Genomic DNA, 24,400 nt, shown 5'->3' with positions numbered 1-24,400 from the left:
GGTGGACAGCCGGCTTTCTGTTTTGCACAGGACTTTGAATTGATGCAATCAACGCTTCGCTTTATTGATTCCGAAGAGTTAACAACTGGCTTTAATACAAAGGCTGGGGAAGGTGCATGGTACGCCCAGACGGACTTGGTCGAGCAATTTCTGAATAATGATGACGATTATTGGGCATTACGGATCTGGCTTGAAAAAGACAGTGACTTTTGTTGGTCATCATGTTCCCGCGAAGGGATTCGTCTTTTACTGTTACGTTCCATTAAAGCGCTAGATGAAAAAATTAATGAACAGCTAAATGCCATTATCCATCATGATGTGTTTCAAAAAATGGAGGCAAGTTGGCGAGGGTTAGTTTATCTGACTGATCAGCTGACAGAGTTCGATAATGAACTGGTATGCAAAATTAAATTACTTAACCTTAGCTGGGAAGAATTGAGTAGAGATATCAATCGTGCCATTGAGTTTGACCAAAGTGATTTATTTAAGCTTGTTTATAATAACGAGTTCAATATGCCTGGTGGTGAGCCATTTGGCTTGTTGATAGGAGACTACCAGATATCGCATAAACCAAAATCAGATGTTTTAACTAATGATATAGATACGTTAAGAGGGATTTGCCATACGGCAGCTGCTGCTTTTGCCCCTTTTATTACCGCGGCAGATCCTGCATTGTTTGGTGTCGATCACTATTCAGAATTGGCCAATGTGACAGATATTCAATCACAGTTTTCTCAAGTTGAATATCAAAATTGGCGTAGATTAAGAGAGATGGATGATGCTCGATTTATAGGGTTAGTGATCCCACATATTTTGATGCGAGAACCCTACAAACAAGACGGTTCGCGTAAGGAAGGGTTTTATTTTAAAGAGCTCATAAATGATCCTCATAAAGATCATTTGTGGGGTAACGCTGCCTATGGGTTTGCAACCGTTGCTTTAAAAGCGTTTTCTGAATCGGGGTGGTTTAGCCAAATTCGCGGTTTACAGCCAGGTCAATATAAAAGAGGCTTGGTTTTCAATTTACCATCTAGTGCTTTTAACACCACGAAGCGTATTCGCTTGAGTAAACCATCTGTTGATTTACAAGTCGGTGACCGACTGGAAAAGCAGCTCTCTGACAGTGGGTTTATTCCGGTTTCTCCTGTTCCTCATACTGAAAATCTGGTTTTTTTTAGTAACGCTTCGGTGAATCTACCTAAACACTACGCATCTCTGGGTGCACAGGTTAATGCAAGATTGTCGTCAATGCTCCAATACATATTGTGTGCGTCAAGGTTTGCTCATTATATCAAGGTGATGGGACGCGACAGAGTGGGCATGTATGCGACAGCGGAAAGTATTGAGCGTGAATTCCAGCATTGGCTGTTCAATTACACAACCGCATCAGATGAAGCATCAGATGAAGTGCGCTCGCGCTATCCGTTGAATGAAGCTCGCATCCAAGTAAAGGAAAAATCCGGACAACCTGGGCATTACTATTCAATTATCCATCTTCGACCACACTTTCAACTCGATCAGATGATTTCAAGTATTCGTTTGATCACCGAACTTTCTCCAAGACTGAGTAACGCTGGGTGAATAACTTATGACACAACTACATACATTGATCCAACAAGCCAAATTGACTGATGCTATCGAGTACATAGCTAACCTGTTAAAAGATAAGCCACAGGATGTGGATCTTCGCAGTAGCTTTATTGAACTGCTGTGCATTGACGGGCAACTAGAAAGAGCAGATAAACAGCTAAATGTGCTGATTAAGCAGCAACCGGAGTGTCTTGTTGGTGCAACCAATTTAAGGCAGTTGATCAGGGCTGCTCAGGCGCGGGTTGATTTTGATAAAGGGGCTGCTACCGCTTCATTGGTGAAGGAAACCGATGAATCCTTTGCTGCTTTGGTTCGGCTGAGGATGGCGGCCAATGAAAATGATGAGCGACTGTTGGTTGAAAGTGCAAGTCAGTTAGAAGAAAACCGTACCGATACTGCGATGATTATCGATGGTATAGAACATGAACTGTTGCGTGACTTAGACGATACACTGGCTGGTTACCTCGAAGTTTTTGGGACCAATGGGCAGTATTACTTGGTTCCGTTTGACGCTTTAATCCGCTTGGATTTTAAGCCAGTTACCTCATTGATCGAACAGATTTGGCGCAAAGTTGAAATTGATATCGAAGGCGGATTAAGCGGTGAAGCATTTGTTCCAATGACCTATATTGGTAGTAAAACCGATGCTCAGAAACTAGGTAAGGAAACAGATTGGTTTGCTGTTAACAACACTGAAGTTTGTGCGGGTGTTGGCCAGAAAATATTTTTGTTCGGTGAGGAGGCATTGGCGCTTTCTCAGGTAAAACATCTGCAAAATAGCGCAGTAACTGTTGCGTAAGGCTGTTTACGTAATGAAAACAAGTCAACAGCTATTGCCATCGTTACTTGATCGACTAATCGATGACTCTCCGGAGCTTGGTGAGAATGTTGTTCAGCCTTTCACCTGGCGGGATATGCGACAGAGCGTACGGCAGGATCTAGAAAATTTATTAAATGCAAAAGTGCATTGGCATATTTGGTCGAAGTATTACCCAGAGCTTGACCATTCCCTTTTTTCTTATGGATTGCCGGACTTTTCAGCAATGCCGCTGAGTAGTTTAGATGGTCGGCAGACATTGTGTCGAATTATCGAAGAGACAATCAGGAAGTTTGAGCCTAGGTTTGCGGATGTAGCTGTAACAGTCGTCGGAGAAGAGCAACCGGTTGATCGTATATTACGATTACGGATCCATGCTTTGTTCCATGCTTCCCCCGAACCAGAAGAAGTTACCTTTGATTCAGAGGTTGAACCGGTTTGTTTAGGCATTCGGATTAGTGAGTCGTAACCATGAGTGATGAAATACTAAAGTACTACAATCGTGAACTAGCTTATATCCGTCATATGGGAGCTGATTTTGCAAAACGTTATCCTAAGGTAGCTGGAAGACTTCGGCTGGGTGATGATCATGTTGAAGACCCTCATGTTTCTCGGTTGATTGAAAGCTTTGCATTACTAACAGCACAAACACGTCGTTGTTTAGATGATAGTTTTCCCGAACTTACTGAAGGTTTGTTAGGGCAGTTGTACCCAGATTATCATGCGACGATCCCCTCGATGGCGATCATCAAAATGACTACGCAAAATATTAATGATAATGGCTTTGAACTTCCGAGTGGCAGTACGGTAGAAAGCCGTGTCGATGGCTATAAGACTTGCCACTTTACCACTTGCTACGATACGCAGTTATGGCCAGTAGAAGTGACGCATGCCGTATTTGAAAATGCCCCGTTTAAAGCACCTAGGGCAAATTTTAAAAACAGTGCGCAGTCAGTATTGAAGCTGACTTTAAGCTGCGAGTTTGACAATACTCAATTGAGCGAGCTGGGTATTAATAAACTTCGATTTTATCTCAATGGTCAGGCTCAACTCAGTTACAAAGTCTACCAATTGCTATTTCGATCCGCGATTGGGATGTCTATTGCGCCTAGAGGGGAGTCAATAGCTAATCATTATTTGCAATCTCGTCATATTGCAGCTGTAGGATTTGATGACGAACATGAAGTTGTGCCTTATCAAAAGCAGAGTTTCAGTGGTTATCGACTATTGGTCGAGCATTTTTTGTTTCCAGAAAAGTTTTTGTTTTTTGAACTGCAGGATCTAGACCCAGAATGGTTAGGTGAAGGCCATGAAATCGACTTATATATCTATTTTGAAGAGACCGATGACTTTTTACCCAAGCAATTAACGGCAGAAAATGTGCTGTTAGGCTGCACGCCGATTATTAATTTGTTTGAGCAAGAACTTGAACCCATTGCTTTGCAACCAGTGCAAAATGAACACCAGCTGATCCCGCGTTATGACGAGGCGGATATATGCGAAGTGATCCAAATAAGGGAAGTGAAGGCCTTTGATCAGCATGATAACCGTGTTGACGTTGCTCCTTTTTATGGCAGCGGACAAGCAAATTACCTTACAGAAAATGACATGTTTTGGGCTCTACGCCGTGAGCAATCGAATTGGGCGGGTGGTCATGATGAACCGGGCTGTGAAAGTTACATGACGATAGTCGGTTCTGATGCAAAAGGTATTGAGGTTGACGAGTATGAGCATTGGCTTGTGACGGTCAATGCCCTTTGTAGTAACCGTAATTTGCCGGTTCGTTTACCCTACGGTGGTGGTCAACCTGCGATGAGCGTTGTTTTGAGGACCGACTCACTGAAAGAAGTGCGCTGCCTATCTGCGCCGACAAATCCAATCCGTCCTAAATTGCTAGAAAGTACACGTTGGCAGTTTGCCAAGCATCTAACGCTTAATCAATTTTCTGGTGAAACTGGATTAGAGACGCTAAAAGAAACGCTCAAACTCTATGACTTTGAACAGACACCGCAAAGCAAAGTGCTTATTGATGCAATCACCTCAATGACGGTCACCCCTGCCAATGCCAGGGTGGTTCAAAATGGACGGGTGGGTTTTTGTCATGGTTCTGATATTGAGCTCGAATTTAGTAACAATGAGCTCTCGGGAACCAACTTATTTTTCTTTGGTTGTGTCTTATCTCATTTCTTTTCGCAATATACGGCGATAAACAGTTTTACTCGTTTAAGCATTTGTATCCGTGGCCAATCTGAGCTGTTACACCGTTGGCCAGCAAGTGCCGGGGGGAAAGTATTACTGTGAATGTTAAGCGGCTTATAAAGACAATTGATAAAGATGATTTCTACCGGGCTGTTTTTTCTTTGCAGCGTGTAATGGTAGGACGCTCTGTTGATAGCGAATTGGGGACCGATACCCTGCCAATAAACGAACGTATTCGATTTAAGGTGCCCCAAAACTTGGGGTTTCCGGGCTCAGCTATCGAGTCAATCAAAGAGGTTATCGGTGACGATGGCATTAAACGACTGGAAATCTATGTCAATTTTATGGGATTAACTGGTCCGAGTGGCGTTTTGCCACGTCATTATACCGAATTGGTGATGCAACGTTCCCGATTGAAAGATGTTGCTATACGTGAATTTTTCGATTTGTTTAATCATCGTTTAATCGCATTGCACTATCGTACTTGGGAAAAATACCAGTTTCCTATCCAACATGGACGTTATCTGACAGGAGAGACCACATCGGTTGATAGCGTACTTCAAGCATTGACCGGGGCATGTCAGGACTTGGATGTTTTCTTGGGAGGACTATTTGCAAAGCCTATTCGAAATACTCAAAGCTTACGCCAGATGCTTGAATTACTGAGTGGCTGCGATATTGAGATCCGGGAGTTTATTGGCCGCTGGATGCTGCTTGATGAGTCAGAGCAGACACAACTAGGCTCGCGCTTACAACCTGAGGGGCAGCATGCACAACTTGGTGTGAGCAGTATCATCGGTCAGAAAGTTTGGGATCTTTCTTCTGCCATAGAGGTTGATATTCAGGTCGATGATAGTGAAAAAGCTACAGCATTGATGAGCCAAGGTAGATTGCTGCAAGTTTTAAAACAAGTCGCCGCTCATTATGTTCCTGCTTCTATTCAGGTTGGGTGGCGTTTGACAACGTCATATCGAAATCTCCCTATCGCGAGCCTTAGCGATAAAGCGCCGGGGTTAGGTCGGGGAGGAGCACTGATGACGAGTCGTCAGTTAATGGATAACACGCTGAGTATACCGGTGGGCTAAGTTTACTCCGAAGCCTACATATTGAGGTTACTTAGGTATATTAATACAGATAAAGGGATCGTTATATGTCAACAATGACGTTGAAGTCGCTAGTCGATAAACTTTCGCCAAATTGTAAAATATTACTAGAGGCGGGAGCTGCTTTGTGTAATAGCCGTAGCCATTTTAGTGTTGAAATTCAGCACTGGCTATCAGTGATGGCAGAAGAACAAAGTGGCGACTTATTTGTGATCGCGGATAGTTTTGATATCAGCTTGCCGGATTTGCAAAATGAGCTACAAAACGGGCTGGAAAAGTTAAAAACAGGCAATAGTAATACACCAGGCCTTTCACCCAATATAGTGACATTATTACGTTCTGCCTGGCTGGCTGCGACCATTGATTTTAATGACCAGCAAATTCGTACTGTTCATTTAATCTATGCGTTGCTTATGGATGAAAGTCTCGGTTCACTTGTGATCCGCGATGCCCGCCAGCTGGAAAAAATAGACCCTGCACAATTGCTCTTTGTTTGGCCGTCTATTGTACAAAATTCAAGTGAAACTACTACGTTGGCAACAAAAACTGCAAGTGATGAAAAGCCTGAAAGTAATCAGCCACAGGCTTTGACGCAGTACACGATTGACCTCACAGGGCAGGCCAGAGCTGGCGAAATCGACCCGATACTTGGCCGGGATAATGAAATTCGCCAGATGATCGATATCCTAACGCGGCGTCGACAAAATAACCCGATTCTGACCGGAGAGGCAGGCGTTGGTAAAACGGCGGTGGTAGAGGGCTTAGCCCAAAAAATTATTCAAGGTGATGTACCAGAAGCACTTAAAGAGGTGTCGATTCGGGTATTGGATTTAGCTTTGCTACAAGCCGGTGCCGGGATGAAGGGAGAGTTTGAAAACCGCTTGAAGACAATAATCAAAGAGGTTAAGTCTTCACCGTCACCAATCATTCTATTTATCGATGAGGCGCATACCTTAATCGGTAGCGGTGGGCAGGTAGGCCAGAATGATGCCGCAAACTTGCTGAAACCCGCGTTAGCAAGAGGAGAGCTGCGGACGATTGCCGCTACCACATGGGGCGAGTACAAAAAGTATTTTGAAAAAGATGCCGCGCTGACCCGTCGCTTCCAGGTGGTCAAAGTGGAAGAGCCTGATGACGCTACTGCTGTTGTGATGTTACGAGGTTTATTGCCGATTATGGAAGCTCACCACAACGTCGCTATTACCGATAAGGCACTACAGGCGGCAGTCAAATTATCGAGTCGCTACATTAATGGACGTCAGCTACCGGACAAAGCCGTTGCTTTGTTAGATACCGCTTGTGCTCGTGTTGCGATGAGCCAAGCCAGTACACCAGGAAAAATGGAAGATTTGGTTCGTTATCAGCAACAGCTCACCGATGAAGTAGCTGTGCTGGAAAAAGAAGAAATTACCGGTAGCGACCATAGCGAAAAACTAAAAATATTGAAGGAAAAGCAGCATCAAACTGAGATGGATCTTAGTCTGGTTGAAAATCAGTGGAGAGATGAAGTTTCATTGGTTTATCAAGCAAAAGATTTGTCTCAGAAATTGATCTCAGATGGAGAAGCGGCAGATGAAGAAAAGCAACAGCTAAAAGCAATTAAGCGCTCATTGAGTGAGAATAGTGATCCAATGGTATTTCTTCAAGTTGATGAAGTATTGGTTGCCGAAGTAATTTCTGACTGGACGGGTATACCTTTAGGCAGAATGCAGAGCGATGAGATCGACACCATTCTGACCTTAAGTGAGCGGATGAAAGAACGCGTCATCGGCCAGGATCATGCTCTGGATTTGATTGGTAAGGTTGTCCAGACCGCGCGAGCACAGCTAAGTGATGAACGTAAGCCTGATGGCGTATTTTTATTAACAGGCCCGAGTGGTGTCGGTAAAACAGAGTCAGCCCTCGCTCTTGCTGAACAAGTCTACGGTAGTGAAGATAATGTCACTGTTATCAACATGTCTGAATTTAAAGAAGAGCATAAGGTGTCACTACTGCTCGGTTCTCCTCCTGGTTATGTGGGCTTTGGTGAAGGCGGGATATTGACAGAGGCGGTAAGGCGAAAACCTTATAGTGTAGTATTGCTCGATGAAATGGAAAAAGCGCACCCTGGGGTCCAGGATATCTTCTACCAGGTTTTTGATAAAGGAACGCTGAAAGACGGTGAAGGCCGTGATATCGACTTTAAAAATACAATCATCATCATGACATCCAATGCCGGGACTGAAACGACGATGGAGCTCCATGAAGATGAAGAAACGATGCCATCGATTGAGGGATTAAAGCAAGCTTTACAAGATGACATGCTTAAAGTCTTTAAACCCGCATTCTTAGGTCGGCTTAATGTTATCCCTTATATACCCCTCGGTTCTGAAATTCTAGAGCGCATTATTCATTTGCAGTTAAATCGTATAGCTAACCGCCTTGAAGCACATTATGAGGCAATGTTTAATTATACTGACCAACTTGTAACTTATTTAAATAAGCATTGTTATGATGAGAGTTCTGGTGCGAGAGCAATTCAAAACAATCTGCAAAATGTATTATTACCATTGTTATCAACAAGAATTTTAGAGCGAATCTCTGCAAAAGATAGTTTTAATAGTGTTTTTGTTGATGTAGAAAATGGCACTTATAAGATCATTTTTGAGTTAGGTTGCGTATGGTGAGGAATTAAATGCGACGTGACTCATAATCCAATTTATTTTGACTTATTTCACTAGAGTTCATATGAGATAATTTGTTAAATCTAAAGTTTGTTAAAGCTCTTAGTAAAGATTAATGCAATTTAAAATAAGTTTGTTCTGACAACTTATTCAAGAATCGATGTTGTTAATTAGAAAGTTATCAATAATTGTTTTGATAATTTCAATAACTTGTACCCATTTATTGGGTTAAACCCGTAATGCTATAGGAGATTAGCATGCAAGCGAATACCTACCTTAAATATGCCGATATTAAAGGCGAAGCTACCGCTGAACAGTACAAGGATTTAATTACTTTGTTATCTGTTGATTGGAGTGTTGGTCGAGAAATTACGTCATATACAGGTACAGCTCAGGATCGTGAAGCGAGTTCAACTCGTCTTTATGATATGACTATTACTAAGCTACAGGACAAAGCGTCACCTGATTTGTTTAAAGAAGCAACAATTGGTAAAGGTAAACCAGCGGTTTTCCATATTACCAAGCAGGGTGAAAAGGTTGAAGAAATCATGAAAATCGAGTTGACCGATGCGATGATTTCTAATTACAGCGTTTCAATTCAAGATGATCGTCCTGTTGAAACTATCAATATTTCATATACAGAAATGATGATGACTGTGACACCAACTGATGACCAAAACAATGTTCAAGCGCCACTTGTTTATGGTTACAGTGGTGTTAAAGGCCAACAAATGTAAGCAAGTTAACTTGTTACGGGGTAGGAAATCTATCCCGTATTTTATTTTCGTGAAGGGGCTTGGATAGAATACTAATGGAAAAAGCAACACAAGATAAAAACATCATTCGTATTGATACTCCATTGGGGAAGGATGTTTTATACATTACAAAAGCAGAAGTTCAGGAAGGGATCTCAACGCTTTTTTCTATTCAAGCTTATGTTTATACAAATGGCCAATTAATTGATGCTAATAGTCTTATTGGTAAATCGGTCACTATTACATTACTTTACAATATAGGGACGGTTGTATCTGAGCGATATTTCAATGGATATGTTACGGCAATACGCTCTGCTGGTAGTCGTGTATCAGCGATGGCAGAAGGTGACAAATATCAAGATTATATTTTAGATATCGCTCCGAGCTTTTCTTTTCTTTCTCAGCGTAGTAACTGCCGGATATTCCAAAAGATCAACGTTGAAGATATCATTAAAAAGATACTTTCTGAGCATAATGTAAAAATACAAAGTGAGCTAAAGCAAACCTACCCAGTGTATGATTATAAAGTCCAGTACCATGAATCTGACTTGGCATTTGTAAACCGTTTACTTGAACAAGAAGGGATCTTTTACTTCTTTAAACATGATAAGACTAACCACTATCTCATTCTGGCTGATGACATCACCGCGTATAAGGAGTGCGCAGAAGCGCAGGTAGCTTTTACAACAGGCAGCTTATCTGAGGCACATATTCATACTTGGTCTAATGGGCTCGCGGTGACTCCGGGTAGTAGTGTTAAGCAGGGCTATGACTTTATCACACCAACAAATAAACCAGTCGGTGAGCATGCAGACGCCGGATTAGTCCCCCAACAATCTGCGACGGAAGTATTCGAATATCAGGCAGGCTCCGAATTTAATCCCCGAGCCCAGAATGTCGCCAATGTTACCCTTGAGTCCCTTCAGCGGGATACCGAACAATCTTCCGGGGGAAGTAATTGTCGAAGCTTTACTGCAGGGCAATTCTTTACCTTTAAAACCCACGAAGATAGCCGGATTGAAGGCAAGAGCTTTCTGATCACTCAAATGAACATGGAAGTGGCGATCACAAGCCAGACGGGGGCGAGCAAAAGTGCTTATCAAACCATTCAAAACCAGTTTTCATGCGTACCTAAGGAAACCCTTTATCGACCTCAACAGTTAACACCCAAACCACGCATTTATGGAGCCCAGACCGCATGTGTTACTGGGAATGACGGTGATGAAATTTGCATAGATAGATATGGCCGGGTAAAGGTGTTATTTCATTGGGATCGCGAGGGAGCATCAGACAGCACCAGTTCCTGTTGGATCCGGGTTGCCCAAAACTGGGCGGGTAACCGATGGGGCGCATTTTTCTTCCCCCGTGTCGGCCAGGAAGTCTTGGTTGAATTTCTCGATGGTGATCCGGATCAGCCGATCATCAGTGGTGCGTTATATAACGGCGATCAAATGCCACCTTATGATCTACCTGGTCAAAAAACACAGAGTGGCATAAAAACCCGTTCGACTAAGGAAGCCGCTGAAGACAATTTTAATGAAATTCGTTTCGATGATGATAAGGGTAATGAGCTGCTCTATGTTCATGCCGAGAAGGATCATCATTTGATGGTCGAAAACGATTACCAGCTTTTGATCGAAAATGATTGCCGGAAAACGATTAACAATGATTGCCAGCTACTGATTGAAAATGATTACCAGCAAACGATTAACAACGATAAACAAATGCTGGTTGAAAATGACTATCGGCAGACTATTAACAACGATCATCAATTAGTGGTTGAGAATGACAGTCGTCAAACCATCAGAAACGACTACCAGCTCAAAGTTGAAAATAACTGCAAGCAAACTGTTGCCAATGATTACACCCTGAAGGTCGACAATAACCTCAAAGCAAAGATCGCGAAGGAATTAGTGATTAATGCCGGGAAAGAGATTGTTCTAAAGGCTGGTGGGGCCTCAATAACACTGTCCAGTGATGGTTCGGTCAATATAAAGGGAACCAGCATCAAGGTGAATGGAAGCACCATCGCATTGAAGGCCGGCTCGATTGCATTGAATTAGTTCTGACAAAGAACTGTTTTAACTATTTGTGGGTTCAAATAATAGGGAGTGCAGGCCAGGTTTGATAATGAACTGGCGGCAAAGCGAATATGGGAAAACCAGCAGCAACCATGGGTTGTTTTCATACCTGCCCCAAAAAAACAGGAAAAATCCCCCATGTCGGAGGACCTGTTGTGGCTGGTTCAGGCAATGTGCTGATCGGCGGGCTTCCGGCTGCGCGTAAAGGGGACAGGCTTTTGTGCATTGGCCCTCCAGATAGTATCAAAGGCGGATCATCATCTGTTTCAATCAATGGCAAACCAGCGGCTCGGATGGGGGATTCAACCAGCCATCATGGAAAGATCGTTGTGGGCAATCCCACAGTAAAGATTGGGTAAATGGCCCATGCCCTTAGTGATCGAGCCACAGTGCATACGGATAGGCGATAGCAATGATCATAACTTGGTATTGGGGCTTAATCCTATAGAGCGGATGCAGCCGCAGTTAACGCAGCTGGATAACGAGGGCTTTCTTGCGTTACCGATTGTGCCGATAACTAGTGGTGAAGATTATGCCCAACGGCTGATTACAATATTGAAAGCAGCGCTTATTGAGCAAGAGGTGGATTGGCAACGAGCTCCGGTGCTATTGCTGTTACCTGAACAGGACAGTTTGGATGACGAACGGCATCAGCTGTTTTTTTCCAATTTGTGCAAGGCTATTCCTGCGCTAACGTTTCACCCCGGTTGTTATTTGTTTCCCTATGGACGCAGTGCCATGTTATTGGCATGGCGCCATATTGAATCTTTGCTGTATGAACAACAAGAACCCTATGTTTGGGTGTTGGCTGTGGATAGTGATCCGCGTTTGAGTATGCCAGCGCCTGGCATTGAACAAAAAAACAATGCGCAAAGATCGAATGGCATAGCCGCGGAAAGCGTCATTTTCGTCAAAATCAGCGCTTCAGAAGCAGGGCTGGTCCGTCATTGGTTTTCCTATGAAACACGGAAGAAAGATGACGTCCAAAACGTTGCAATAGAGGCAATCTTCCGACGCTATCACCAAGAGCAGGCAACGCCCATTCACCAGCTTTATGCACCATACAATGGTAACGATGAATTGGTGGAGGAGTGGGCGAGTGCCTATCACCGGCTTTTCCCTTTCGTAGGAACATGCACACAGGTTGTGATGACAGGAGCGGCTACCGGTGAATTAGGTGCCAGTAGCGGACTTTATAACCTTCTACACCTGTATACGCGTTATCAGAGAGGGGATTACCTGCATAACACGATGCAGTTAGAGATATCAGAAAAGCTGTACCGAGGTGCAGCATCATATGCCTGGCGTCAATAGTGGATGATTGTGGAGTAACATGGACGGACTCAAGCAACTGCAGCTTAAAGCAAACGATGGCAAGGCGTATCAATTTACCACAGCAAATAAAAATGATGCCAAACAGGCACCTGCCCGTTTTGAAACCCTGCAACTGGCTCGTCTGCTTATTGATAAATTTGCTCGTCTAAGGCCTAGCCAAGGAGCAGATCTTCTGGCGGTATTGGGGATGCTGGATTTCCCTGCTGAGGTACAAGCCCGAACAGGAGGCCGGAATTCCTTCATTCAAGCTCGGGAAACGTTGGCAAAAGCACTCTTTGACGGAAAGTTGCGGGTGTATGAAGTCCCTGCCGTCGATCCTGTTGTCGTACATCAGCCATCATTTGCTGAGCAGGTAGTACAAAGTACTAAACAGGTTATGTCTCAGGGGGGCAAGGCAGAAAATACACCCCTAGGAGAAGATAGTGTCAAGAATACGCCCACCTCCGTCACACCTGATGAAATGGAATACTGCGGCGATCCGGTATCCATGGCAACGGGTGAAGAGATCTTACAGCTAACGGATATCACCTTGTCGGGTAGTGTGCCTATTCGGTGGGAACGCTTATACCGTTCAAGCCTTTGCCAGCAGAATATCGGCTTAGGTTATGGCTGGCGAAGCAACTTCCATTTTGAACTTACCCAAATACAGCTTGCTGAGACAGATGATTATCAATGGCAATTTGTTGATAACCAAGGTTCTGTTTTGGTATTTGATGATGTTGCAGCCGATGCCGTCAGTTACCAACTGGCGGCAGGTGCTTCTTTATACCATGATCCCCATGGCTACTACCAAATTACACTCAATGACGGCCGGCAGCTTCGTTTCATTAACCAAAACCAGCGCTGGGTTCTAGATAGGCTTCGAGAAAATGAAACGCAGCAATACCGCTTAAGCTATTCTAGCGCCGGGCGATTGACTCGTATTAGCGCTAATGGCTGCCAGCAGCTTGAGCTGCATTATGATGCTGGCGGTAACCTCATTGAAGTGCAAGTTCCGGCAAGTACAGAAGAGGTGATACAAAAGGGAACAAAAGCTAACCTGAATTCCCCAACCGTGCTCGCCCATTATCATTACAATGCCGAAAGTGATTTGTGCGAGGCGAGCAACCGTCAGCAACAAGTCGAATGCTATCGCTACACCGGACATCTACTCACCCAGAGAACACGTTCCTCCGGTTTTAGTCACTATTTTGAATGGCAAGGTGAAGGCGAATCAGCGCGCTGTATAGCCCAATGGGGGGATGATGGGAACTATCACTACCAATTTGACTATGACATCGACAAACATACTGCCGTTAGTACCGACAGCCTAGGTAATCAATGGCGCTACGAGCATAATGCCCAGGGGCGACTGGTTCGCAAGGTATCTCCACAAGGGCATACCTGGTGCTACCGCTATGACTCCCGTTCCCGAAAAATAGCAGAACTAGCCCCAGGCGGTGCGACAACCTATTATCGCTACAATGGTTTCGGGCAGCTTTGCGAAGTGCAGGCCCCGGATAATAGCCTGACACGTTATAGCTATAACCGGCTGGGACAGGTTATTCGTATCGTTGACGGTGAAAACCGTGAATGGCTCAATGACTACAACAGTTTTGGCCGCCTACTGAGCCAGCAAAGCCCAGGAGGCGCATTAAAGCAGTACCATTATGATCGCCATGGGCGGGTTATCCATATTGAGCAATCAGACGGTCACAGTCTGCGTTATTGGTGGAATGAGCGCGGCTTGTTGGCAGCTATTCAGGATGGCGAAGCGATAACCCGCTATAGCTATGACACGCTTGGTGAAGTTAACGGTATCATCAATGCCGATGGCTGGGTAACGCAATACAAACGGGAGCGATCAGGCCAGATCGTCGAGATCACCGAGTATCCTAATTCCAACCCTGACCAGCAACACAGCCAGCGTATCGACTATGATTGGGCAGGTCGGCCAACGGTCTTTACCGACGCGATTGGGCGAACGAATACCTTCGTTTATCAAGGGCTAGCGCAGCCGGTACAACACATCCGCCCTGATGGTAGCTGGCTAAAATTCCAATACGACCAAGAGCGTAACCTCACCGCCATTGAACGCAGTGACGGCGCGAGCTATCAGCTTGACTACGACAGCGAAGAGCGGGTTAGCCAGACCATCGGATTTGATGGCCGCACCCAGCAGTATCAATATGACGGGCAGGGAAGGCTGATTAGCCTCGCCGAGCAGGGCGAGCGCTTTGTTCAGCTTCGGCGCGATAACTGTGGCCGGGTTATTGAGCAGCGCAGCAGTGCCGCCGGTATCTCCTTGTCGAATCATTTCCAATATGACAAACTCGGCCGCCTGCGCCATGCCAATAATGCCCAGCGCAAACTCAGCATCGATTACCACCTTAATGGCCAGCCGTCTGAAATTTGGCAAGACAACTGGCAGCTACAGCATGAATACGATATCGCCGGGCGACGCATTCGCACCCTGTTGCCAGATAATCATCACATTTCTTACCGTTATAACGATAGGGGGTTCCTGGCGGGCATTGACTGGGATCAACTGCCGTTAATTGAACGCGAGTTTGATACCAGCGGCAGGGAAATCAGCCGCTCACAAAGTAACGGTGTAACGTTTTCACGATCATTTGATATTCAAGGTCGTCTAGAGCAGCAAAGCTGGAAACATGCCAATACCAAGCAGCAACGTAGATACCAATATAATCAAGCCGATCAGCTTATTGGTATACAAGATAGCGAGCAGGGCGAGAGTAACTACCAGTTTGACCAACTTGATCAGCTAACCCACAGTCAGTTACCACATCACCCTGAACAACTATTTGCCTTCGATAGCTTTGGCAACCCGCAGATTAATCAAGGTGACAGGAGCCAACAGGGCGACAAAGAGCGTCACGTCAGCCAGGATAGGCTATTGCAATGGCAAGGCAGCCACTACAGTTATGACCGCTTTGGCAATCAAATAAAAAGCCATGCCCCGCAAGGTAATGAACAGCGCCGCTTCAATGGCCTAAACCAACTCACCAGCCTGAAAAAAGCAGGCAAATACACCCAGTACCATTACGACTCCCTTGGCCGCAGAAGTGCCAAAATCACCGAAAGCCAGTGTATAGACTACCTGTGGGATGGCGATCAGCTTATCTGCGAGCACAGTAACGGCCAATATACCTGGTATATCTATGAGCCGAACAGCTTCAGGCCCGTTGCCCTGATCAAGCTGGGGCAAGTTTACTATTACCAGCTTGATCATCTCGGCACCCCGATTAAACTCACCGACCAGGATGGAGCTGTCGTTTGGCACGCCCAGTATCAGCCTTATGGATATGTCACACTATGCGTTGAAGCTATACGTAATCCATTGCGCTTTCAAGGCCAGTATTATGACCAAGAATCCGGCCTGCACTACAACCGATTCCGTTACTACGACCCGAAAGCGGGACGGTTCATCCACCAAGACCCGATAGGCCTACTCGGCGGTATTAACCCTTACCAATATGCGCCCAATCCCGTGCAATGGGTGGATCCGCAGGGGTTGAGTTGTAAGGAGGGAGAGGCTAGTAATGTAATTACATTACCAAGTGGAAAGGTGATATATCCGGTAGAAAATATCGTGACCTCGCAGCCTGTTGATAGAGGTTTTTTGCTAAATTCGGCTAACTCGATAGTTGAAAATGTCCCATTAGTGGGAGGAATTGTAGAAGGTATCGGTAACCAAATTGGCTACTATGGTAGTGGATTACGTGGTGATGGGCTGAAGATAAATCCTTTTACTGGTAACCAGTTAACTCCACTTGATGAACAGTCGGCGGTATTTGAGACAATTACTGCAGGCTTGGGCTCGGTCACAGGTAAATTAGCTACTGGGTTCGCAAAAAACGTGGTTCCAGAAGGCGTAAAGCTAGCCAATTCTCCAAAAGTTATGCGAGAATTAGATGATAGTGTTGATGATTTAGCTACTCAAACGTTAACTGGTAAGTATGCGAAGAGAATCAATATATCTTACCAGTCTGCTGATGATGTTAATGCAAAGTTTCCAGCTGATTGGCAACCACCCTATACTCCAAGAACTAGAGTCACTGAGTTTGAGACGACTGTAGATGATGTATACGTACGTGTTCATGGTGAATATAATAAAGCTCGGTCATGGATGATGAAAAGAGAGGCACTGGAAGGTCTTACTCCAGAGCAAATTAAGTCTAAGTATGCTCTTCCAGAATTACCAATATATATGTCGGAGGTCTATGTTCCAGCTGGTACTAGGATCCGTACTGGTACAGTGAATCCATTGCCTGCATTCAACGGTATTGGCAATGCGACGCAATATGAATTATTACAACGTTTACCAGAGTCTGCATTTAAAAATACAGAGAGGTTAGATCTATGAGTGAAGTGAAATATAAACTTGATGAAAGCGTAATTACTATCAATGGTAAGGCAATAAATATGCCTTATACTGTTGCTCAAGTCTTAATCTGTGATGATATGGTAATTGTTAGAGTTGAACCTGTTTGCGGCGAGATATTTAACACAAATATTTATGGTTTTACCGCTGAAGGTAACTGTAAGTGGCAAATTGAAGAGAGCCCTCATGGAACAGAGGCAGATAAGCCATATACTTCAATTTTTCTTTCAGAAGATAACAAATTGATTGCTGGTAGCTGGAGTGGAGTAGATTATATAGTTGACTTATGTACAGGTGGGATTACAACTGTAGCGTTTAATAAATAGACAACCAAGTGAAATCTGGCAAGATAACTGGCAGCTACAACATGAATACGATACCGCCGGGCGACGCATTCGCACCCTGTTGCCAGATAATCATCACATTTCTTACCGTTATAACGATAGGGGGTTCCTGGCGGGCATTGACTGGGATCAACTGCCGTTAATTGAACGCGAGTTTGATACCAGCGGCAGGGAAATCAGCCGCTCACAAAGTAACGGTGTAACGTTTTCACGATCATTTGATATTCAAGGTCGTCTAGAGCAGCAAAGCTGGAAACATGCCAATACCAAGCAGCAACGTAGATACCAATATAATCAAGCCGATCAGCTTATTGGTATACAAGATAGCGAGCAGGGCGAGAGTAACTACCAGTTTGACCAACTTGATCAGCTAACCCACAGTCAGTTACCACATCACCCTGAACAACTATTTGCCTTCGATAGCTTTGGCAACCCGCAGATTAATCAAGGTGACAGGAGCCAACAGGGCGACAAAGAGCGTCACGTCAGCCAGGATAGGCTATTGCAATGGCAAGGCAGCCACTACAGTTATGACCGCTTTGGCAATCAAATAAAAAGCCATGCCCCGCAAGGTAATGAACAGCGCCGCTTCAATGGCCTAAACCAACTCACCAGCCTGAAAAAAGCAGGCAAATACACCCAGTACCATTACGACGCCCTTGGCCGCAGAAGTGCCAAAATCACTGAAAGTCAGCGTACTGATTTCCTGTGGGATGGCGACCAGCTTATCTGCGAGCACAGTAACGGCCAATATACCTGGTATATCTATGAGCCGAACAGCTTCAGGCCCGTTGCCCTGATCAAGCTGGGGCAAGTTTACTATTACCATCTTGATCATCTCGGCACCCCGATACAACTTACCGACCAGAACGGAACCGTTGTCTGGCATGCCCAGTATCAGCCTTATGGATATGTCACACTATGCGTTGAAGCTATACGTAATCCATTGCGCTTTCAAGGCCAGTATTATGACCAAGAATCCGGCCTGCATTACAACCGCTTCCGTTACTACGACCCGAAAGCGGGACGGTTCATCCACCAAGACCCGATAGGCCTACTCGGCGGTATTAACCCTTACCAATATGCGCCCAATCCCGTGCAATGGGTGGTTCCGCTGGGGTTGAGTTGTAATGAGGGGATGACACTTAAAAATGCAGCCGAGTTAGTGGGCGGCACAATACAGGGCGCAATTGATCCAATAACCCATGCGACTGAATACGCAATTTCAAATCCTGGCCAAGCCATTGATGCGGTTTTTAGTGGGATTTATGATGGCCTCTATGCCGTCGTGGATGCGGTGTATTATCCTATCGATTATGGTTTACTTGAGCCTGCTGACCATTGGCTAGGCACTTCGTTCAGTACCGGGTCTAGAGCAAGGACGGATTACCGCCTCAATCAGTCGGCACATCAAGCTATGAACGACTACAGCCAGTTCCAGCAACATTGGGATAGTGGTGACTTTGTGCTGGCTGGTAATATTATTGGCGGTTATGCCACTGCCATTAATCCGAGTAAAAAGGTGTTTTCAAACCTTGATTTGAAGCCCGAAATAGCCGATCTTGGCAAGAAGCTTGATTTCAATAGCCGGAAAACACCGGATGATTTTGATTATAAAGGCTTAAATCATCGAAAATCGGCGGCAGGGGAATTCAATGCCCATGCCTTGATGGAAGAGAAAGGCTTTACAGCCCTTGGAAATACAGACGGCGTATACCATCCTGGTGCCAATGGCATAGACGGGATTTACCGTCACCCCAATCCGCCACCGGATTTTGTGATTACCGAAGCGAAGTATAACAAGGCGCGCTTGGGTAAGACTAAAGACGGCAAGCAGATGAGTGATGATTGGGTTACTGAAAAAAGGTTAAAACAAGCGGGAATGAGTAGGAAAGAAAGACAGAAAATTTTAAGGGGACTGGATAAAGCTGATGGTAGTGTAGGAAAGTACTTGATTCGAAATAAGGCAGATGGCTCATTGCTTGTTAAGCATCTTGATAATAATGCTCACGTAGTCGGGAATGTTTTCGGTTTTAATTAATAGGGTAATCCAATGATGAGAGATACGTTAAAAGACAAAGCATACTTTAATGAGAGTTTTGATTTTCGATTGGAATGTATCGATGAATACCGAGAAGATTTACAATTGGGTAGCAAATTTAGTGATTATCAAAAAATGCGATTTTCATTTAGGGTTGTTGATAACACGCTTGAATTAATGCATGTGCGCTACTCCCGTGGCGATGACATAGAAGCCATGCACGATGATTTAATACTGACATTGGAATACCGTGAGTGGCAGAAAAACTATGCTGATAGCCTGCCTGAAAAAGAGCAATCAGATCGAATTGGCTGGGAGCAGTTGCGTGAAGACTATACCGAGATGTTTTTAAAGTGGTTTGCCTTTGCCTACTGCGTGGGAATGGGTGATAGCTATTACCAGAAAATGTTGGAGCTAACCGGAAATAAAGGGCTGGATGCACTCTTTGACAACATCGCGGTTAAGCTCGGTGATATAGAAAGGCCTGTTGGTAATAAACTGCTGTACCCCAAACGGTTCAAGAAACTGTATCAAGTAATTGAAGCTGAACCAGCGCAGCGCCCAGCCTTGATGAAGGCATACCTTGAGGCTTGGTATGATTTGATTGGCCGCCCTGACTATCACTTGATGGATACAGATGCTTATGATGGCTATTGGTGCTGGGAAGCGGCGCTTGTCGTAAAACTCTATGACATTGATGACAGTATTTTTAGTGACCACCCTTATTACCCAGTCGATTTGGTGCATTACAAGGAGATGTAATGTTGCGTGACACAAGACGTTCACAGGATTATTTTTCCGAGTTACTGTCCGATTTGGACGAAGCGATTGCCGAGACCCAAGAGGCACTGGATGACGGCGAATTTCCCTTGCCCGCCGAACAAGTGGATGCAGCACAACAACTGTACCAGCTAGCCATAATGCGTGCGGTAGCTCATTATTCTGCAGGTACTGATATTGGGGGGCTGAAATCAAAAGCGGAAGCTATCTTGCCGCTTCGCCGCCAGCTGAAAGATAAAGCTGATATGTTGCCGCCTGAGCACCAAGTGTATCGCAAACCCTTTGAAGTCTTCGGAGGCCAGGGTAAAGCGTCTGGCTCAGAGAATATCAACCGCTATATCTATACGCTATGGTGGCTGTCGCTACTTGTGGCGTGTGCCGTTGAACAAACCCATATTCAAGAGGCAATTAACCTTATTGGTAATCAAGGAAGGGATGCGTTGTTGGATAATATAGCCGTTGCTCTGGGAGATAATGACCGAGAGCAAGCGGCAGAGTTGTTATACCCGGAACGCTATCAATTACTCTATGAGGCATTGAATTCCAACTCGGAAGGGTGCTCTGCATTAGTTAGCTCATTCCTCGAGTCATGGTATGCAAATAATCAGGATGCTGACTGGTATGACAATCACTTATGTGACTGTGAGTTTGAATATACGGATTATTACACCGGGTACTGGAGCTTTGAAGCTGTGCTCGTCGTTAACCTATTAAGGCTTGATGATAAGACACTTAGAGCTAACTTATATTATCCCGCTGATTTAGTGAGGTAGATCTCCAATAGTTTAATATCGATCCAACGGCTGCCTGCAGCCCACTGTATTGTCCAATGGGGGAAATCAACCATTCACAAAGCAACGGTGTAACGTTTTCACAATCGTTGATATTCAAGGTTGTTTAGAGCAACAGTGTTGGAAGCATACTAACACCGAGCAGCAACGGGAATATCAATATAACCAAGCCGATCAACTTGTTGGTATATCGAAAATCCCTCTCAGCAATAGCTGTCTATACTAATGATTAACTTCATATTGCAAGGAGAGACTCATGGCTGCCAATCCATCCAATCAATACCTAAAGGTTAAGAAACGACACCCGGATCTATTAAACGCTGTTGAAACCCTCGGCAAGGCGGCCAAGCAAGAAGGGCCCGTCGATGAGAAAACAGCACAGCTCATTCAATTGGCAGCGGCCGCTGCAATACGATCGGAAGGTGCTGTCCACAGCCATACCAAAAGAGCACTTGAAGCTGGTGCCAGTGCAGATGAAATTCGCCATGTACTTATTCTGCTAACCAGTACCCTGGGCTTTCCTTGTGTGATGGCGGCGCTTAGCTGGGCCGATGAGAAGCTAGAAGCTAGCAAGCCAACTGAAGGTGATTGGGAAGTGTAGCCTTATATGGCTTGAACGCAGGACAGTTAGAGTAGGTAGAAAATGAAAAACCCGCGTAACAGGCGGGTTCTTTGTTTTCGTCTAAACATGATAGGAGTATGAAAAGCGCGTCGAGAGTTAGCTATTACAGGGTTCTGCTTCTCTCTCGTTGACCATGCTGCAAGCCCAGAAACTGGCATGGTTGCTACTCTTTCCCCTCATCTCAAACGACCTATTGGCAGAAAGATACGCTTTTCAATAATTATTATAGTTCAGCTTCAGAAAGCGTCCAGCCATCAACGTAAAATAATACTCCGTATAATGGTAAATACTTCTGATATTATATTGCAACCTTGTGCTCGAAAGCTTCTTAGAAACAATTAGTAAAATGCTCATTAGTTGCATAATGAGAGGTTACGCACTGATTTTTGAATTTCCTTGATGAATGATAAAGACATCTGCCGCTTTATGCAGTTATTCAAATAGATGAGAAATATGATTCAAAAAGAACAAAAATTCAGTGAAGAGTTATTGGATAAGCTGGTGGCCCATTTTGGTGTCACGCGTTCTAACAAGGATGGAGGATATATACTACCGGATGGTAGTTTACTCAACCTGCAACGTTCGGATATGGATAATAAACAATATCACCGAGCAGTAGCGGCGCTGTTACCTGAGGAGATGCAGGGTGGATGCGATGAGATTACCATTGTTAATCTTATGACAGCGACAGGCATTATTCGCTATGAAGCAAGGGGGCGAGTACATGTCGCGGTAAAACCGACCCAGTTACAACGACGTAAATTATTCGAGATCATGAAGTACAGTGAACATAGCTACCTTGTGTTTGTCTCGGATCAAACGGGTGCGACGATCGGTGAGCAGACCTTTAAATCGCCTCAAGCGCACGAGTTACTGCAGTTCTTTGAGCGTTGTTTTAGCGGTGAGCAGAAGCAGTATCGTGTTGATGAGTTTTATACTAGCCAAGAGCAAGACGATTTTATCTTTACTTTTCGTCCTGAGCAGCGACAGATCGGCCGTTATCACTCCAGTACGGGAGAGTTTACAATTCAGCCTGAGTTTGAAGGCTCACTTGCTATGTTTAAACAGCAGGTTGAGAAACACCAACATCAAAAAAGTGTATTAGCGTAGTATTTGTGTTGTTACTGAATAAGCAATAGTTTTTAACTCACCCAATTTCCCACAGCATTGTGATGCGCGGTAGTGATTACCGCGTTTGCTGCTTTACAAGCTAACCATCAGCGAAGGGGCGAACTCGATAGGATAGGTTAATCTCCTCCTTTTCGATTTTGAAAAGTCTTTTTACTCTTTTTTTATCTATTCTTTATAAAAATACTGTTAAATCTTATACATATGTTTGCTCTAGGTGTGAGTGGTTCATATGATCAGGTCTATTCGTTAACGTGGTTTGATAAAGCCATTATTGAAGACGGTGATTATAATAACAGTTATTGCTGGCTAACTTATTAAAACTAATAATAAAAATGAGGTAGAGAAAGTGTTGAGACCTTGGGGGTATGTTGTCTTTTGTTTGTCTGTTGCTGCTTTTTCAAGTTATGGGGAGTCGCTTGAGCAAGGTTATGCCGCTAAACCTGATGGCTTTATCTCTGTAGATGATCTGAGGGTAAAACGGGACGGAGAGCAAAGATGGGGCTTGGCCGCAGTTGTCCGAAACGCAACAATTCCGTATGCGACAGATGAGGTCGTTGAAGATTCTACAGTATCGACCTTTGTCCCGATGATGTTTTATCAGGGGGATCGATTCTTTCTCAACGGTACGGAAGGCGGTGTGAACATTTATCGCCAGGACGAGTGGGAACTGAATGCACTGGTGCGGATGCACTTTATCGATATTCCATCCTCATTTCAGAATCAAATAGGTGGCGATACCGGTGATATCGGTATTCAGTTTAAGTACCAGTTAGATGATAACTTATATAGCGAACTAGAAGCATTATCGGATCCAGACGGCAGGTTGAGCTATCTGGCTACCTTAGGTGGCGTGTACAATACTGGAAACTGGGGTTTTAGGCCAGAAGCATCGCTGCATTGGAAAGAGTCAGCCTACAATAGCTATTACTATGGCTTAACTCTCGAAACAATCAATGCGGGTGTGGACTTCAAACTCGGTGGCTCTGCAAGTTACCATGTAACCTCTAATCTCTATCTGCTTGGTGGTGCCTACGCAACGCGCTTTGACAGCAATATTCGTGACTCTGACATTGTGAATGAAGACTGGCAGGGCGAAGTTTACCTTGGCTTCGGATTCTTCAACGATGCTAAAAAGCCCAGGAAGCCTTCACTGACCAACCAACCTTATTTACGTCTTGCTCATGGTTGGGCAACACCGTCGAATATTGGTGAGATCTTCTCTGGCAACAGGGTAAAAGATGAGTTCAATAACCAGCTGACATCTCTGTTCTATGGTCATCCGTTGACAGATGAGCTGTTTGGGCTCCCGCTTGATATTTACCTGACACCGGGCTTTGTGTGGCACTGGAGCTCAGATGTACAAAGTACAACCCAAGAGTACGTTGTGGCGGTTAAAGCCTATTATACGGTTAATTGGCCAGTGCAATGGCGCTTTGGTGTTGCAGAAGGCTTGTCGTATATCGATAGTATTACCTATATCGAACAAAGTGAAATGGACCGCAAGGGGTATGAGCCAAGTAATTTGCTGAACTACCTGGATTTCTCATTTGATGTCAATTTGGGGGATTTATTCAACCACAAGCCGATGGATGGGGTATGGCTGGGTTACAGCCTGCATCATCGTTCAGCCATTTTTGAGAGTGCTTCGCAGTTTGGGCGTATCAAAGGGGGCAGTAATTACAATACGGTCTATCTGCAGTTTGACCTCTGAACCTACCTTAATATTGGAATGAAAAAAAACCTTACCTGTTAGCCGTAACAGGT

Annotated in this window: 18 protein-coding genes; all 18 read left to right on the top strand. The window is 44.6% G+C overall.

Annotation, left to right across the window (positions count from 1 at the left end; translation table 11 throughout):
- Positions 1-42: 42 nt before the first annotated feature.
- The 18 genes from tssC to AC51G0_RS09735 all read left to right on the top strand — a co-directional run bounded on the left by tssC (position 43) and on the right by AC51G0_RS09735 (position 24,347).
- Positions 43-1,581 carry a type VI secretion system contractile sheath large subunit gene (gene tssC / locus AC51G0_RS09820; RefSeq protein ID WP_496298129.1) on the top strand — a complete coding sequence of 513 codons (1,539 nt, stop codon included), beginning with the start codon at positions 43-45 and terminating at the stop codon, positions 1,579-1,581.
- Positions 1,582-1,588: 7 nt separating this feature from the next.
- Positions 1,589-2,389 carry a type VI secretion system accessory protein TagJ gene (locus AC51G0_RS09815; RefSeq protein WP_496298128.1) on the top strand — a complete coding sequence of 267 codons (801 nt, stop codon included), beginning with the start codon at positions 1,589-1,591 and terminating at the stop codon, positions 2,387-2,389.
- Between the two features lie 13 nt (positions 2,390-2,402).
- Positions 2,403-2,876 (top strand): type VI secretion system baseplate subunit TssE, encoded by a 474-nt coding sequence (gene tssE, locus AC51G0_RS09810; RefSeq protein WP_496298126.1) that lies wholly within the window; start codon positions 2,403-2,405, stop codon positions 2,874-2,876.
- A 2-nt stretch (positions 2,877-2,878) separates the two neighbouring features.
- Entirely contained in the window at positions 2,879-4,708 is a 1,830-nt protein-coding gene (gene tssF, locus AC51G0_RS09805) for a type VI secretion system baseplate subunit TssF (protein ID WP_496298124.1), read from the top strand.
- A complete protein-coding gene (gene tssG, locus AC51G0_RS09800; RefSeq protein ID WP_496298123.1) occupies positions 4,705-5,691 on the top strand; it encodes a type VI secretion system baseplate subunit TssG in 987 nt (328 codons plus the stop codon). Before tssF ends, tssG begins: the two co-directional genes overlap by 4 nt.
- 65 nt (positions 5,692-5,756) lie before the next feature.
- Positions 5,757-8,375, top strand: coding sequence for a type VI secretion system ATPase TssH (tssH, locus tag AC51G0_RS09795; protein WP_496298122.1), 2,619 nt, complete (start codon positions 5,757-5,759; stop codon positions 8,373-8,375).
- 254 nt (positions 8,376-8,629) lie between these two features.
- Positions 8,630-9,109, top strand: a complete 480-nt coding sequence (locus tag AC51G0_RS09790; protein ID WP_496298120.1) for an Hcp family type VI secretion system effector — start codon at positions 8,630-8,632, stop codon at positions 9,107-9,109.
- A 74-nt stretch (positions 9,110-9,183) separates the two neighbouring features.
- Positions 9,184-11,190 carry a type VI secretion system tip protein TssI/VgrG gene (gene tssI, locus AC51G0_RS09785; protein ID WP_496298118.1) on the top strand — a complete coding sequence of 669 codons (2,007 nt, stop codon included), beginning with the start codon at positions 9,184-9,186 and terminating at the stop codon, positions 11,188-11,190.
- Between the two features lie 89 nt (positions 11,191-11,279).
- On the top strand, positions 11,280-11,567 hold the full coding sequence (locus tag AC51G0_RS09780; protein ID WP_496298117.1) for a PAAR domain-containing protein: 288 nt from the start codon (positions 11,280-11,282) through the stop codon (positions 11,565-11,567).
- Positions 11,568-11,661: 94 nt separating this feature from the next.
- A complete protein-coding gene (locus tag AC51G0_RS09775) occupies positions 11,662-12,522 on the top strand; it encodes a hypothetical protein (RefSeq protein WP_496298115.1) in 861 nt (286 codons plus the stop codon).
- A 19-nt stretch (positions 12,523-12,541) separates the two neighbouring features.
- Complete coding sequence (locus AC51G0_RS09770; RefSeq protein WP_496298114.1) at positions 12,542-16,909, top strand: RHS repeat-associated core domain-containing protein; 4,368 nt, start codon at positions 12,542-12,544, stop codon at positions 16,907-16,909.
- Positions 16,906-17,253 carry a DUF7957 family protein gene (locus AC51G0_RS09765; protein ID WP_496298112.1) on the top strand — a complete coding sequence of 116 codons (348 nt, stop codon included), beginning with the start codon at positions 16,906-16,908 and terminating at the stop codon, positions 17,251-17,253. The genes AC51G0_RS09770 and AC51G0_RS09765 overlap by 4 nt, the downstream gene beginning before the upstream one ends.
- Positions 17,254-17,332: 79 nt before the next feature.
- On the top strand, positions 17,333-19,312 hold the full coding sequence (locus AC51G0_RS09760) for an RHS repeat-associated core domain-containing protein (RefSeq protein ID WP_496298110.1): 1,980 nt from the start codon (positions 17,333-17,335) through the stop codon (positions 19,310-19,312).
- A gap of 12 nt (positions 19,313-19,324) precedes the next feature.
- A complete protein-coding gene (locus AC51G0_RS09755; protein WP_496298108.1) occupies positions 19,325-20,074 on the top strand; it encodes a PoNe immunity protein domain-containing protein in 750 nt (249 codons plus the stop codon).
- A complete protein-coding gene (locus AC51G0_RS09750) occupies positions 20,074-20,865 on the top strand; it encodes a PoNe immunity protein domain-containing protein (protein ID WP_496298107.1) in 792 nt (263 codons plus the stop codon). Before AC51G0_RS09755 ends, AC51G0_RS09750 begins: the two co-directional genes overlap by 1 nt.
- Before the next feature lie 274 nt (positions 20,866-21,139).
- Positions 21,140-21,484, top strand: coding sequence for a carboxymuconolactone decarboxylase family protein (locus tag AC51G0_RS09745; protein WP_496298105.1), 345 nt, complete (start codon positions 21,140-21,142; stop codon positions 21,482-21,484).
- 474 nt (positions 21,485-21,958) lie between these two features.
- Positions 21,959-22,615: a hypothetical protein gene (locus AC51G0_RS09740; RefSeq protein ID WP_496298104.1), complete on the top strand. Its 657-nt coding sequence runs from the start codon at positions 21,959-21,961 to the stop codon at positions 22,613-22,615.
- A 472-nt stretch (positions 22,616-23,087) separates the two neighbouring features.
- The gene (locus tag AC51G0_RS09735; protein ID WP_496301915.1) at positions 23,088-24,347 is read left to right on the top strand and encodes a MipA/OmpV family protein; all 1,260 of its coding nucleotides are present in this window, start codon (positions 23,088-23,090) and stop codon (positions 24,345-24,347) included.
- Positions 24,348-24,400 lie beyond the last annotated feature (53 nt).

The organism is Photobacterium sp. HL06 (assembly GCF_059552575.1).
This window is presented reverse-complemented; position numbering and strand designations above follow the sequence as displayed.